Source organism: Arcobacter roscoffensis (assembly GCF_024267655.1).
In the GTDB taxonomy this organism is placed as follows: domain Bacteria; phylum Campylobacterota; class Campylobacteria; order Campylobacterales; family Arcobacteraceae; genus Arcobacter_B; species Arcobacter_B roscoffensis.
This window is the reverse complement of the sequence record NZ_CP100595.1, coordinates 1,627,021-1,642,115: the sequence shown is the minus strand read 5'-3', so window position 1 is coordinate 1,642,115 and position 15,095 is coordinate 1,627,021. Positions and strand designations below refer to the sequence as shown.

Annotated in this window: 14 protein-coding genes; 12 read left to right on the top strand and 2 right to left on the bottom strand. The window is 27.6% G+C overall.

Annotation, left to right across the window (positions count from 1 at the left end; genetic code table 11):
- The first annotated feature begins 131 nt into the window (after positions 1-131).
- Positions 132-1,529 carry a methyl-accepting chemotaxis protein gene (locus tag NJU99_RS07590; RefSeq protein WP_254575317.1) on the top strand — a complete coding sequence of 466 codons (1,398 nt, stop codon included), beginning with the start codon at positions 132-134 and terminating at the stop codon, positions 1,527-1,529.
- Positions 1,530-1,538: 9 nt separating this feature from the next.
- Positions 1,539-1,946 (top strand): PAS domain-containing protein, encoded by a 408-nt coding sequence (locus NJU99_RS07585; protein ID WP_254575316.1) that lies wholly within the window; start codon positions 1,539-1,541, stop codon positions 1,944-1,946.
- Here NJU99_RS07585 and recR read toward each other — a convergent pair.
- Positions 1,943-2,515, bottom strand: a complete 573-nt coding sequence (recR, locus tag NJU99_RS07580; RefSeq protein WP_254575315.1) for a recombination mediator RecR — start codon at positions 2,513-2,515, stop codon at positions 1,943-1,945. The genes NJU99_RS07585 and recR overlap by 4 nt on opposite strands.
- 86 nt (positions 2,516-2,601) lie before the next feature.
- Between recR and dnaJ the strand changes: the two genes are divergently transcribed.
- From dnaJ to NJU99_RS07560, 4 genes are all read left to right on the top strand, one after another.
- Positions 2,602-3,720, top strand: coding sequence for a molecular chaperone DnaJ (dnaJ, locus tag NJU99_RS07575; RefSeq protein WP_254575314.1), 1,119 nt, complete (start codon positions 2,602-2,604; stop codon positions 3,718-3,720).
- 74 nt (positions 3,721-3,794) lie between these two features.
- Entirely contained in the window at positions 3,795-7,223 is a 3,429-nt protein-coding gene (locus tag NJU99_RS07570) for a transporter substrate-binding domain-containing protein (protein WP_254575313.1), read from the top strand.
- A 71-nt stretch (positions 7,224-7,294) separates the two neighbouring features.
- A complete protein-coding gene (trpB, locus tag NJU99_RS07565; RefSeq protein WP_254575312.1) occupies positions 7,295-8,512 on the top strand; it encodes a tryptophan synthase subunit beta in 1,218 nt (405 codons plus the stop codon).
- 172 nt (positions 8,513-8,684) lie between these two features.
- Positions 8,685-9,581, top strand: coding sequence for a formate dehydrogenase subunit gamma (locus NJU99_RS07560; protein WP_254575311.1), 897 nt, complete (start codon positions 8,685-8,687; stop codon positions 9,579-9,581).
- Between the two features lie 13 nt (positions 9,582-9,594).
- Here the strand turns inward: NJU99_RS07560 and NJU99_RS07555 are convergent, their stop codons facing one another.
- Positions 9,595-10,497 carry a DMT family transporter gene (locus NJU99_RS07555; protein WP_254575310.1) on the bottom strand — a complete coding sequence of 301 codons (903 nt, stop codon included), beginning with the start codon at positions 10,495-10,497 and terminating at the stop codon, positions 9,595-9,597.
- A 77-nt stretch (positions 10,498-10,574) separates the two neighbouring features.
- On the opposite strand from NJU99_RS07555, the gene NJU99_RS07550 reads away from it, so the two are divergent.
- The 6 genes from NJU99_RS07550 to NJU99_RS07525 all read left to right on the top strand — a co-directional run bounded on the left by NJU99_RS07550 (position 10,575) and on the right by NJU99_RS07525 (position 15,082).
- Positions 10,575-11,177 (top strand): hypothetical protein, encoded by a 603-nt coding sequence (locus NJU99_RS07550; RefSeq protein ID WP_254575309.1) that lies wholly within the window; start codon positions 10,575-10,577, stop codon positions 11,175-11,177.
- A gap of 103 nt (positions 11,178-11,280) precedes the next feature.
- Complete coding sequence (gene thiD, locus NJU99_RS07545; RefSeq protein ID WP_254575308.1) at positions 11,281-12,048, top strand: bifunctional hydroxymethylpyrimidine kinase/phosphomethylpyrimidine kinase; 768 nt, start codon at positions 11,281-11,283, stop codon at positions 12,046-12,048.
- The gene (thiE, locus tag NJU99_RS07540; protein ID WP_254575307.1) at positions 12,042-12,656 is read left to right on the top strand and encodes a thiamine phosphate synthase; all 615 of its coding nucleotides are present in this window, start codon (positions 12,042-12,044) and stop codon (positions 12,654-12,656) included. The genes thiD and thiE overlap by 7 nt, the downstream gene beginning before the upstream one ends.
- Before the next feature lie 10 nt (positions 12,657-12,666).
- A complete protein-coding gene (locus NJU99_RS07535; protein WP_254575306.1) occupies positions 12,667-13,422 on the top strand; it encodes an SDR family NAD(P)-dependent oxidoreductase in 756 nt (251 codons plus the stop codon).
- Complete coding sequence (locus NJU99_RS07530; protein WP_254575305.1) at positions 13,419-13,850, top strand: nuclear transport factor 2 family protein; 432 nt, start codon at positions 13,419-13,421, stop codon at positions 13,848-13,850. The genes NJU99_RS07535 and NJU99_RS07530 overlap by 4 nt, the downstream gene beginning before the upstream one ends.
- The gene (locus NJU99_RS07525; protein ID WP_254575304.1) at positions 13,847-15,082 is read left to right on the top strand and encodes an MFS transporter; all 1,236 of its coding nucleotides are present in this window, start codon (positions 13,847-13,849) and stop codon (positions 15,080-15,082) included. The genes NJU99_RS07530 and NJU99_RS07525 overlap by 4 nt, the downstream gene beginning before the upstream one ends.
- Positions 15,083-15,095 lie beyond the last annotated feature (13 nt).

The following is a 15,095-nucleotide window of genomic DNA, read 5'->3' as shown; positions in this document are numbered from 1 at the left end:
ATGTAACAAAATAATTTACACATTTTTGACAAATAATTCTTTTTTTCATGTAGTCATTTTATCAAATATTTACTATAATAATAATGAAGAGCAAAAATAATGAACTAGTAATTAGAATAAAAGGCAAAATAATGTTTACAAACATGAGTACCAATAAGAGGCTTTGGGTTAATATGATATTAACTCAAATAGGATTTGCATGTATAAGTATAATGGCGATTTATACAGCATCTGATATGATAGCAATTATAGCTATAAATATTGTTTTTGGATTGCTGATTTTTTATACAACAAATGCAGCAAAAAACAGAATTCTTGGTGGTATTAATAGATTTAAAAAGTATATGGGTGATATTGTAAACTTTACTTTTATGAGATCAAATACAGTTGAAAAAGCAAAATATATAAAAAATGATGAGATAGGTTTAATTCTTCATGAAATGAATGACTATTATGACACTTTTGATGCTATGAGAAAAGAAGATATGAAAGTATTAGGTGAAATTATTTTGACACTTAATAAAGTAGAACAAGGTATCTTTAAATGTAGAGTTAAATCTGATTCTAAAAACTTTATGGTTAGTGCTTTAAGAAAATCACTAAATCAGATGTTAGATGTTTTAGAAAGAAATATGAATAGTATCAAAGAGACATCTACTGCTTATGCAAATGATGATTTTACAAAAAAAATTGATATTCCATTTGATATCAGAGATAATATGCTTGAAGTAATGACTAGTATTAATACTTTAGGTGATGCCTTATCTAATCATGCCCAAACAAACCTAGAAAATGGACAAAAGTTAGAGCAAAACTCATCAATCATGAGAAACTCAATGCATAACCTTTCTACTAAAGCAAATGAACAAGCAGCATCACTAGAGCAAACTTCTGCTTCTTTAGAAGAAATTACTTCTATTACTAGAAATAATGCTAACAATGCTTCTAAAATGGCTGATTTAGGTAATACTGTTAGAGGTGCTGTTTCTAATGGTAGAACTTTAGCTTCTCAAACTGCTTCTTCTATGGAGGAAATTAATACTAAGGTATCTTCTATTAACGAAGCTATTACTATTATTGACCAAATTGCTTTCCAAACAAATATCCTTTCACTAAATGCTGCTGTTGAAGCTGCTACTGCTGGTGAAGCTGGTAAAGGTTTTGCTGTTGTTGCTCAAGAAGTTAGAAATCTTGCAGCTAGATCAGCTGAGGCTGCTAAGGATATTAAAGTTTTAGTTGAAGATGCAAATGAAAAAGCAAATTCAGGTAAAAAGATTTCAGATGAGATGATTAATGGATATGAAACATTAAACAATCATATTAATGAAACTATTTCTATTATTGAAGATGTTAGTAATTCTTCAAAAGAGCAAATGAGTGGAATTGAGCAGATTAATGATGCAGTAACAATGCTTGATAGAGTTACACAAGAGAATGCAAACGAAGCAAATCAAACAACAAGTATTTCAAACGAAGTGTCACAGATGGCTAATTTATTAGTTGAAGATGCTAAGAGCAAAAAGTTTTAGGGGTAAGATATGGCAGCAGGACAAGAAACAGTATTAGATGATTATGCGTTTTTAGTAAGTGAGACGGATGCAAAGGGAATAATAAGATTTGCCAATAGTGATTTTTGTAGTATAGCAGAGTATTCAATAGAAGAGCTATTAGGAAAACCTCATAGTATGGTAAGACATAAGGATATGCCAAGTAAGGCATTTAAGTCATTATGGGACACAGTACAAAGAGGTGAAATTTGGACAGGGTATGTAAAGAACGCTACAAAATCAGGTGGGTATTATTGGGTATATGCAACAGTATATCCATTTGAGTCATGTGATGGTTCTAAAGGGTACATGTCTTGTAGAAGAAAAGCCTCTCCTAAAGAAATCTCAGCAGCTGAGGAACTTTATGCTACTTGGAACAAAGAGGAAGGAAGAGTTTAAACTTCCACCCTACTTTGTATAGCTTTTGATAGAGATAAAATATCTACGTTTTCTAAACTAACACCGGTTGGAACACCTTGAGCTATTTTTGAAAACTGAATATTTTTATCTTTTAATTTATCTTCAATAAACAAAATAAAAGCATCATTTGCAATTGATGGTGTTATAGCAAACAAAACCATTTCAACTTCATTTTCAAGAACAAATCTATTTAAAGCATCAATTGCTTCTTGATCTAACTCTTCAATTACAAAGTATTTTCCATCAAATTGTTTAGAATCTTCAATAATAAATATATCTTTAGCACTTTGAACAATACATAGTTTTGTATTATCCCTTGAATCATCTAAGCAAAACTCACATATTTCATGTTCGCTCATAGAACCACATTTAACACATTTTGTTATATTTTTTAAAGCATTTTCAATACTATGGGCAATTTTAATACCACAATAATTATCATTCATTACAACATGATATGCCAATCTTAAAGCTGACTTTTTACCAATAGTCGGAAGAGACTCAAAAGCCTCAACTAATTCATAAAATTTTTCTAATCCTTTTTTCATAAGCGAATTATATCTTATTTTTATAATATTTTAGATAAAATCGCGCAGATGTAACAAATAGAAAAAATTATTTAGGAGATATTTAATTGACTGAATTAGATTATTATGAAATATTAGAAGTAAGTACAAATGCACAAAAAAGCGAAATAAAAAAAGCTTACAGAAAAATGGCTATGAAGTATCACCCAGATAAAAACCCTGATGATAATGAAGCAGAAGAGAAGTTTAAAGCTGTAAATGAGGCATACCAGGTTCTAAGTGATGAAGAAAAAAGATCAATTTATGATAGATATGGTAAACAAGGACTAGAAGGTCATGGCCAAGGTGGAGGCTTCTCTGGTGGTTTTGATGATTTAAGTTCTGTTTTTGAAGAGATGTTTGGTTCTGCTTTTGGTGGCGGTGGCTCAAGAAGACAAAGAAAAACTTACAACTATAATTTAGATATTGCAGTTGAAGTAAGACTTGAATTCAATGAAGCTATTTTTGGTTGTAATAAAGAGATAGATTATACATATAAAACTGCTTGTAAACCTTGTAAGGGTACAGGTGCTAAAGATGGAAAACTTTCAACTTGTAAAACTTGTGCTGGACAAGGTCAAGTTCATACTAGACAAGGATTTATGACATTTGCTCAAACATGTCCAACATGTCAAGGGACTGGTCAAGCACCTAGCGCATCATGTAAATCATGTGGTGGTACTGGATATGATGAAGTTAAAGACTCATTTAAAGTTGATATACCTGAGGGTGTAAATGATGGAATGAGAATTAGAGTTTCAAATAAAGGTAATATTGCTCCTGATGGTTCAAGAGGAGATTTATATTTACAAGTAAGCGTAAAAGAAGATTCACATTTTGTTAGAAATGATGATGATATTTATCTTGAAGCACCTATTTTCTTTACACAAGTTGCCCTTGGAGATAAAATAAAAGTTCCAGGACTTAGAGGTGAATTAGAATTAGAAATTCCAGCTGGTGCTAAAGATAAACAACAGTTTAAATTTAGAGGTGAAGGTGTTAAATCTGTTCAAGGATATGGACAAGGGGATTTAATAGTACAAATTAAAATTGAATACCCAAAAGCATTAACTTCTGAGCAAAAAGAATTACTTGAAAAACTACAAGAGAGTTTTGGAGTAGAGAGTAAGCCACATGAATCAAGCTTTGAAAATATGTTTGATAAAGTTAAAAATTGGTTTAGCTAGGACATAAAATACTTACTTTATTATAAACCTTGTTATAGTATAATATATCATTATTACTATAATAAGGTTACTTGATGTATAGATACATTTTTTTATTTTTTATTTTCATAACTACCCTATTTTCACACAATATTGAAAGTTCTACTATTGAAAAAACTCTTATTTTTAATCAAGAAGAGTTGAAATATATAAAAAACAATTCAATAATTGATGTAGGTGTTGAAGAAGATTGGCCTCCTTTTGATTTTGTTGAAAATGGAGTTTATAAAGGCATAGCAAAAGACTATTTAGATTTAATAGAGAAAAAAAGTGGTCTTAAATTTAGATATAACTATGGTTACACATGGAATGAACTATTAGAATTAGCAAAAAATAAAAAAATAGATTTATTACCTGTTTTATTTAAAAATAAAAAAAGAGAAGAATACTTAGAATACACAAAAAAAAGTTATATTAGCATAAGAGATTATTTATATAGTAGTAAAAAAAGTTTTAGTTCTTTGGAAGAACTAAATGGCAAAAAAATAGCAATACCTAGAGGTTACGCTCAAGAAACCTTTATAAAAAACAACTATCCTAATATTGAAATTTATTATGTGAAAGATATTTTATCTGCAATAGATGCTGTAATCTTAAATAAAGCTGATGCTTTTATTTCAAATGTTGCTTTAGTGCAATATTTAATGAAAAAACATAATATCAGTGGTATTAAAGCACAGTTTTTACTTAATAAACACAATGAACTTTTCATGGCAACAAAAAAAGACTCTTCTATATTAAAATCAATAATTGACAAATCACTAGATTTAATAACTATAGATGAAAAAAATTTAATTTATTCAAAATGGATAGAAAATGATAAACATATTCAGGTTAGTTTTTTTACAAATGAAGAAAAGAACTTTATAGATAAAAATAAAAAAATATATATTGCAAATGAGTTAGATTGGATTCCATATGACTACTATCAAAATGCTAAACCAAGAGGTTTTGTTATTGATTATGTGAAACTTTTATTTTCTAAAATCGGTATAGAGCCTATATTTATAAGTGATAAGTGGCCTATTTTAATGGAAAAATTTAAAAATAAAGAGATTGACTTATTACCAGTTATAGCCTATAAAAAAGAAAGAGAAGAGTTTTTATTCTATACAAAAGAGTTTTTAAATCAAGAGCTTATTTTAATTACAAATAATTACACAACAGATATTGTAAATATTGATGATTTAGATGAAAAAAAAGTAGCTATGGTAAAAGGCTGGGCATTATCTTCTACAATAAAGAAAAATTTTCCAAATATTAAACTACTTGAATTTGATAGTTTAAAAGAAGTTTTTAATGCTATAAAAAACAATATTGCAGATGCTACAATTCAAAATAAGCTTATAGGAACTTACTATTTAAATAAAGAGTATTCAGCTAGCTTAAAAAGTACCGCAGAAGTTAAACTAAAAGATTATAACAATAAACTTTTTATGGGAGTAAATAAAAATAAAGAACAATTAGTAACTATTGTAAATAAATCAATGGATTTGATTTCTCAAAGTGAATTAGATGCTTTAAATGATAAATGGTTAAATATTTCAAAAGAGATTCATTTTACTAGACAAGAACAAGAGTTTATAGATAATAAGATAGTAAATGTAGCCTACACAGATAATTGGGCTCCTATGAGTTTTGAAGAAAATGGTAAAGCCTATGGTTTAGGTTTTGACTTTTGGCAATATGTAGTTAAAAAGTCTAAATTAAAAGTAAATCTAAATTTTAAAAGTAATTTTACAGAAGCCTTGGATGATATAAAAAATAAAAGAAATGATATTATCATTACAACTTCAAAAACTAGTGATAGACAAAAGTATTCGATATTTACGGATATATATTTTAAAGCACCTTTAGGAATAGCTACTTTACAAGAAAGTAATTATATTCCGGATGGTTCATATTTACTTAATAAAAGAGTTGGAGTTGGTGAGAACTATACTGCTCATAAACTATTAAAAGAAGCATATCCAAATATGAAATTTGTATTACTTAAAAATGTACAACATGGTTTAGAGCTTTTATCAAATGGAAAAATAGATGCTTTAGTTGAATCAATGCCTATATTAGCTCACAATATAAGGAAATATGCCTATAGCAATATAAAAATATCTGGAAGTACGGGAATAAACTTTGATTTGCAAATGATGATAAGAGATGATTATGAAGTACTTCAATCAATCATAAATAAAGTTCTAAAAACAATGACCCCTGATGAAAAAAGAGAAATCTATGAAAAGTGGTCAAAGTTGGAGTATACACAAGCTTTTGATTACTCTGTTTTATGGAAGTACTTCTTACCTTTATTAATCATAATAGTAATTATACTTTATAAAAATAAGCAACTTTTAAATTATCAGAATAATTTAAAGAAAACACAAAAAGAACTTGAAAATACAGTGGAAAACTTTAGAGCCTTGATTAATTTAACTATTGAGGGAATATTTATTATTAAAGGAAATAAGATTCTATTTTCAAACATTGAAGCTTTAAGAATGTTTAATATAAACAAGAAACATTTACATAAAATAGATTTTGATTCACTTTTTAAAGTTAATGACAAAAAAGATTTGAAAAGTATAATAAGTGAAGCAAAAACAAAAACTTATGAGCTAAGAGCTGTTAAAAGAAATAATAAAACCTTCCCTATTTTACTAAAGTCAAAAACAATTCTTTTTAAAGAAGAGAATTGTGATATTGTTTCAGTCATTGATATGAGTGAGATTAAAGACAAAGAACAGTTAATTATTCAACAATCAAAAATGGCAAGTTTAGGTGAAATGATTGGAAATATTGCTCATCAATGGAGGCAACCTTTAAGTTTTATATCAACAGCTGCAACTGGTATGAAATTACAAAAAGAGTTTGATCAACTTGATGATAAAACTTTTAATGACACAATTGATAATATTTCACAAACAACTATGTTTTTATCTCAAACTATTGATGATTTTCAAAACTATTTAAAAACTGATAAAACAAAAATGTTATTTAATCTTAGCTCAACTATAGAAAAACTTTTAAATATTGTAAAAAGTTCATTTACAAATAATTTTATTGATATTGAACTTAGTTTGGATAAACAGATTGATTTAAACTCTTTTGAAAATGAATTAAATCAAGCCTTATTAAATATAATCAATAACTCAAAAGATGCCTTAAAAGATAAAGATTTTGATGATAGGTTTATTAAGATTAATACATTTATGGAAAATAATTACGCAATTATAGAAATAATTGATAATGCAGGTGGTATTAATCCTGAAATTATTGATAGAGTTTTTGAACCATACTTTACTACAAAACATAAAAGTCAAGGTACTGGTCTTGGATTGTATATGACCCATAAGATTATTAGTGAGAGTTTAAGTGGTGAAATCAAAATTGAAAATATCTCTTATGTTTTCCAAGAAAAGAACTTCAATAAATGTGCAAAAGTAAGTATTAAACTACCACTTTCATAAGAGATTAAAAACTTATAGAATATAATGTTTGCCATTTTATTACGCTTATTAAAGACAAAAGGAAGCAATTTATGGGTAAATCTTATTTAGAATCACATCCTGATGAAAATGGTTATTTTGGAAGATTTGGAGGATCATTTATTCCTCCAATGTTAGAAAAACCATTTGCAGATATTACAAAAGCATATGAAGAAATAAAAAACTCACCTGCATTTATAGAAGAGTTAAAATATGTAAGAAAGCATTTTCAAGGAAGACCAACTCCTATTACTTATGCAAAAAACTTGACAACTCACTGTGGTGGAGCTAAGATTTATTTAAAAAGAGAAGATTTAAATCATTCTGGGGCTCATAAACTTAATCATTGTATGGCTGAAGTTATTTTAGCTAAACATATGGGCTTTAAAAAAGTTATTGCAGAAACTGGTGCTGGTCAACATGGAGTTGCTTTAGCAACTGCTGCTGCTTATTTTGGTTTAGAGTGTGAAATACATATGGGTGAAGTTGATATTGCAAAAGAACATCCAAATGTAGTTAGAATGAAAATTCTAGGAGCTAAGGTTGTTCCTGCAACACATGGTTTAAGAACACTAAAAGAAGCTGTTGATTCTGCTTTTGAATCTTATGTTTCTCAAGCAGATACAGCAATCTACTGTATTGGTTCAGTTGTTGGTCCTCATCCTTTTCCAATGATGGTTAGAGATTTCCAAAGTATTATCGGAATTGAATCACGTGAGCAGTTTTTTGAACATGAAGATAATTTACCTAATAATGTAGTTGCTTGTGTTGGTGGTGGATCTAATGCAATGGGAATTTTTGCAGGCTTCATTGATGATAAGGAAGTAGAACTTTATGGAGTTGAACCTATGGGCAAAGGTGAAAAGCTTGGTGAACACTCTGCTTCTTTAACATATGGTAGTGAAGGTGTTATGCATGGTTTTAATTCAGTAATGCTAAAAGATGAAAAAGGTGAACCTGCTCCTGTTTATTCTATTGCTTCAGGAATTGATTATCCATCTGTTGGACCTGAACAAGCACATTTAAATGATATAGGAAGAACAAAGGTTGGACTTTGTAATGATACACAAGCTATTGATGCTTTTTATAAGTTATCACAACTTGAAGGAATAATTCCTGCTTTAGAATCAGCTCATGCAGTAGGTTTTGCTATGCAGTTAGCAAAGCAGCTTCCAAAAGATCAAACAATTTTAGTAAATCTAAGTGGTAGAGGTGATAAAGATATTGATTTTGTTGTCGAAAACCACCCTATTCCAAACGCTAAATTTTAATAAAAAAAAGGAAAATATTTTTTCCTTTTTTTATTTTAAGATTTCCAAATAGCTATATTAAATAAACCTAAAAAAGTCTAATAGTAAAATAAAATTTACTAAAATTTAAAATGTCATATTAAAGTCACTCTTCAAGGTAATAATTTCTTCATATTTATATTGGAGACACATTATGAAAAAAATATTTTTGTTAATTGTTACTTTAGTTGGCTCGCTATTTGCATATACTACAGTTAGCGTGCAAAATCAAGAGATTATTACAAACATGCTTAGTCAAGAGCAAACAGGTAATAGTCATTTAGGTGATCTTTTTGTTTTCTTACAAACAAGACTTTTTGAAAACGCTTATCTTTTTATTTTGGTAGTAGTTCCTTTAGTTTTTTTAGTTCATTACTTAATAGTTGGACCAAAAAAGTTTAAGCATGATGGTAAAAAGTATTATGTGTTTACTCTTTTTAATAGAATAATACATGGAATTGCCGCTGTTTCTTTTATTATAATCATTCCAACAGGTATTATTATGATGTTTGGTTCTACTTTTGGTGGAGGAGAGTTTGTTAAAGCTTGTAAGGAACTCCATGCTGTATCTACTGTTTTATTTATGATAAGTGTAGTACCTATGTTTTTAATGTGGCTTAAAAATATGCTTTTTACAGCTGAGGATATTAAATGGTTTATGATTTTAGGAGGTTATTTATCTAAAGAGAAAAAACCAGTTCCAGCAGGAAAGTTTAATGCAGGTCAGAAAATGTGGTTTTGGGTTTGTACTCTTGGTGGTTTAGTTATGATATTCACAGGTGCAACTTTATATGTTCAAGATTTAAATTTAGCAGTTTTAACAATGTTTGGATTAACAAAAATTGAAATGCTAAGACTTTGTATTATCATACATAATATTGTAGGGCTTGCAATGACAGCACTATTTTTTACTCATATTTATATGTCTATATTTGCTATAAAAGGAGCAATTGCTAGTATTATAAATGGTTATAAAGAGGAAGAAGAGATGGCTATTTTACATGGTACATATTATAAAGAATTAGAAGAAACAAAAAAACAAGAAGTTTAATAAATTTAAACTTCTATGTTTTAGAGTTCTTTCTTTCATGGCTTATAAGATATAATCCAGAGGAAATAACAATTATCGCACCTATAATTGTTAACATATCGGGTATATGTTTAAATATAAGCCATCCTAAAATTGAAGCACTTATAATCTCTAAGTATTGAAATGAAGCTAAACTTGAAGCCTTAGAGTAAAAGAAAGCTTTAGAAACTAATAATTGAACTATTGTAGTTATAACACCTAAAAGAAGTATCAACCACCAATCATTAAAATCTATTTGTTTAAAACCAAATGAATCTATATTTAAAAGTTCACAAACAACTATAATAACACTTAAAAGAATAGTTGAAATTACACCAATATAAAACTGTAAACTTTTACTATTTGTTTTAGTAGAAACCTGTCTTAATGTAATTAAATATAAGGCATAAAAAATAGCTGATACTATGGGGAAAATAGAAGCCATACCATAAGCGGACCAGTTTGGTCTTATGATTATTAAAGTACCTATAAGTCCTATGATTACTGCAATTATATGATTTTTTTGAAGTTTTTCTTTTAGTATTAAAACACTTAAAAGTGTTAAAACAAGGGGTTCTATAAAAAATAGTGCTATATTATTTGCTAAAGGAAGATACTTTAATCCCCAAAATAAAAAGACAATAGATGAACTAATATAAATACTTACTAAAATAAATTTTTTATGAAAACCTGTTATTTTATATTTTAGACTAAAAGATAATATTATAAGTATTATAGCTTGAATAAGAAATCGTAACCATGCTATTTGTATGGTTGTATATGAGCTTGATAGCCATTTTGCGATGGAGTCACTAAATGGTAAAATCAATACAGCTGATACCATAAAGATAATACCTTTAATATTTTCTTGATTTTGATTTGTGATAGATTTTTGCATGAGCGGATTATAACAAAATATAATTTTATTAAGCTTTTATTTTTATTTGATAAAATTAAGTAATATAAGGAATTAATATGAAACTAGAATATGCAGGCTTAAAACCAATTATCAGTGAACATGGTATTACCTTTAAAGATGGTAAAGAAGATAAATTTAAATACTTAAAGTATGCAGCTGAGCTTTTAGAAGCTTTTGATCATGACTATAAAAGAAAAACAAACTATTCTCATGAACTAAAAGAAGAAAGATTAAGAGCAAATGAGATATTAAATCTTATTTTGAAATTTCATCCAAATATTGAAAATAACATGAATAAAGAAATTGATTCATATTTAGAGCATTTAGATGAAGAAGAAAATGATGTTCAAAATAGAAGTTCTTTGAGCGATATTGAAAAAGAAGCTTTCATAAATAACCTAAAAATAATGAGAGAATACAAAATACAAAGAGCTAGAAATAAAATCTTTTATTTTCATTGTATTGAGACAATTGTTGAGCTTATTTTAGAGCATGAAATAAAACATATAGAAGTGCCTTTTAATGAAAGATTTTGGCATGTTTTACAAACTTTGCAAGGTAAACTATCAGAGCATAAAATATCAAGTGACATTTCTACAACTAATAAAAATGATGCCTTTAAAGCTATTTTAAAAGTAGCGATTTTTCCTTCAAAATAGTAAGTAATTAAAACTTACTATTTTATTAACTAACAAATTACAAATACAAAAAATTAAATTATAAAGCTAAACTAACACCATACAATAATAAAAGGATTCTAATATGAATACTATTTTATCAATTGCTGGTAGTGACAGTGGTGGTGGAGCAGGAATACAAGCTGACATAAAAAGTTCACTTTATCACAATGGCTTTATGACTACAGCAATTACAGCAATTACTGCTCAAAATACTTTAGGTGTTCAAGGTGTAGTTCCATTAGAGCCTAATTTTGTTAAAGAACAAATAGACTCAGTAAACAGTGATTTTGATATAAAAGCAGTAAAAATAGGTATGTTAGGCTCACAAGATTTAATTGAAGTTGTAAAAGAGTATATAAAAGATTTACAGATTCCTGTGGTTTTAGACCCAGTTGCAATATCAAGAGCAAACTCAAAACTTTTAGATGATGATTGTATTGAAAGCTTAAAACAACTATTTTCTTTTGCCACACTTATTACACCAAATAGATATGAAGCAAAAGAGTTTTTTGGTGTTGAGCATATTGAAGATATTTTATCTTGTGAAAATTATGGAACAAATATTTTATTTAAAGATATAGAAGATAATGAAGACTTTGCAGTAGATGTGCTAAAAACAAGTGATGGGAAACTAGAGTATTTTCAAAGTAAAAGAGCAAGTGATTTAAACACTCATGGTACAGGATGTTCATATAGTGCAGCAATTGCAACACTTTTATCTTACGATGATGACTTAAAAGCTGTAATAAAAGAAGCAAAAGAGTATATCTATGAAGCAATAGTAAATGCCCCAAATTTAGGAAAAGGCAATGGACCTATAAAACATAATTTAAAAGGCTTAAAATGTTAAAAGGTTTATATGTTATTAGTGATGATGAACTAACTTCTGATGAAACTATTTATGATGATATTAAAAAAGCATTAGTTGGTGGAGCTAAAATAGTTCAATTAAGAGATAAAAAAAGTAGTGATGAAGAACTGATTGAAAAAATAAAGCAGCTTCAAAAACTATGTGTTTACTACAATGCTACTTTTATTTTAAATGATAGAATTGATTTAGCTATAAAACTATCTTGTGATGGTTTACATGTAGGAAAAAGTGATCATAAAGATTTTAAAAAAATAAGAAAAAACTTTAAAGGAATAATTGGTGTTTCTTGTTATGGAGATGTTAAACTTGCTAAAAAAATGCAAGATGAAGGTGCTAATTATGTAGCTTTTGGCTCTTTTTTCAACTCAAAAACTAAACCTCAATCAAACATCGTGCCTGTTGATATTATCAAAAAAGCAAAAGAAAAACTAGATATTCCTGTATGTGTTATTGGTGGAATTAATACTAATAGTGTGAAAACTTTAATGCATTTTGAGCCTGATATGGTATCAGTTATAAATGACATTTGGAGCAATAAAGATTTAGTTGTTAATAAAGCTGCTTATTATACAAGTCTTTTTAAATAAAGGATTTATTATGTCTAAAAATATATGGATAATTGGTGCAAGTAGTGGCATTGGCTATGAGCTTACAAAATTATATTTACAAAATGGCTATACAGTAGTAGCTAGTTCTAGAGATACAAAACACTCTCATGAGCTAAATAGTTTAAAGTCATCTTTTAAACAAACTTTATTTTTAAAAGATATAGATGTTCAAAATAGTTCATCTATAAATGAAGCAGCTTTATGTGTATGGAAAAAATTAAACTACCTTGATGTATGTATTTTTAATGCAGGGGTTTATGAAGTTTCACCCTTAGATAGTTTAAATATAGAAGATTTTGAAAAAATGACAGATATAAATTATTTAGGAGCTGTAAGACTTACAAATATCATTACACCAAAATTTGAGAATCAAGGTTTTGGAAAATTAGTTTTTAATGCAAGTTTATCAAGCTATTTTGGTTTACCAAATGCAGGTGCTTATGGATCTAGTAAAGCTGCACTCGTAAATTTTGCACAAGCTATTCAGCCTGAACTTCTAAAGAAAAATATTGAACTTCAAATAATAAATCATGGATTTGTCAAAACTAGACTTACAAATAAAAACAATTTTGATATGCCTCAACTAATGAGTAGTAAAACAGCAGCACTTAAGATTTTTCATAATTTAGATAAAGGATATAAGTTTGAAATAAAGTTTCCATTTAAACTTTCATTTTTCTTGTATTTATTAAATATTCTACCTTATAAAATTTCTTTAGCAATTACAAAAGGATTGTTAAAATGAATTATTCAAAACATATACAAAACTATGCTTTATTTTTTGAAAATTTAAATAAAGATATATCTATACAAGAGTACGAAGATATTTTTAGTGAAGATATATATTTTGAAGACCCTTTTCAAAAAACAAAAGGAATAAACTCAATATATAATATTTTTGACCATATGTATAAATCACTAGATGAACCAAGGTTTATTGTAAAAGAGATAGTAGAAAATAAAAATATTGCATATTTACAATGGAACTTTATATTTAAATACAAAAATTGTAAAGATGTAGAGAGTTTTACAGGAGTTAGTAGAATTGAATTAAATGAAGACTTAAAAGTTGTATCACATATTGATTATTGGGATGCTGCTTCAAATATTTATGAAAAAGTACCTGTATTAAAGTCAATTTTACGCTTTATAAAAAATAAGATAAAAGCATGAATAATAAAGGGGTTTTAATATATGGTAGTTTAGCTATTCCAATAGCAATATTAGGAATGCCTTTGTATATATATCTTCCCACATATTATGTTGAATCAATTGGTCTAAATACAGCACTTGTAGGAATAACTTTATTTATTGCAAGAGTTTTAGATATGATAGCTGATCCATTTATTGGGAGAGCTTGTGATAAATACTTTAGTAAAAAAAGTTTGATTTTATTTGGTTCTATTCTTTTAGTTTTTGGCTTTTATTTTTTAGTAAACCCCTTTGAAAACTACCCTACTTTATCTTTGATTTTATTTTCAGTTATTACTTATATTGCTTGGAGTTTACTAAATATTCCTTATCTTGCACTAAATGCTGTCTTGGGTAAAAATAGTTTTCATAACTCTAAACTCTCTTTTAGTAGAGAAGTTTTTGCAATAATTGGAGTGCTTTTAGTTTTATTACTTCCATTTCTGCTGGGTGTATCTGATGATTCAAGTAAAAGTTTAGAGCTTATATTTTATTTACTTGCTTTTTTACTTCCTTGTATATTAGCTATTTTTCTTTTTGGTATAAAAGAGCCTACATTAGAATTAAATAATATTAGTTTTTTAAATTCATTGAAACTTTTTTATAATGAATTTAAAGAAGCCAAAAGACTATTTTTAGCTTTTTTGATAAATAATTTAGCAAATGCAATTCCAGCAACTCTTTTTTTATTTTATGTACAGCACTACTTGCAAACACCACAATTTACCGGAGCTTTATTACTTTTATATTTTATAAGTGCAATTATTGCTGTTCCATTTTGGCTTAATTTATCAAAAAAAATATCTAAAAAGAAAACATGGATTATATCTATGATAGTAGCTTCTTTTTTCTTTTGTTTTACTCCTTTTATAAACGAAGGTGAGTATATAAAGTTTGCTTTTATTACATTTTTTACAGGTATTTGTTTGGGAGCTGATATGGCTCTACCCTCTTCTATTCAAGCAGATTTAGCGCAAAGTTCAAAAAAAATAGGAAATGAAATCTCAGGAACACTTTTTGGTTTTTGGGCGATGTTTACAAAACTAGCATTAGCTTTAAGTGTTGCTATTACTTTTGTATCTTTAGAGCTAGTATCTTTTAATACTGTAAACCCTAGCAGTTTTTCTTTGAGCATTTTAGCTTTACTTTACTCAATCTTACCAGTAATTCTTAAAATATTTGCAATTACTCTTCTTTTAAAATATAAAAAATAATAGTTTTTTATAA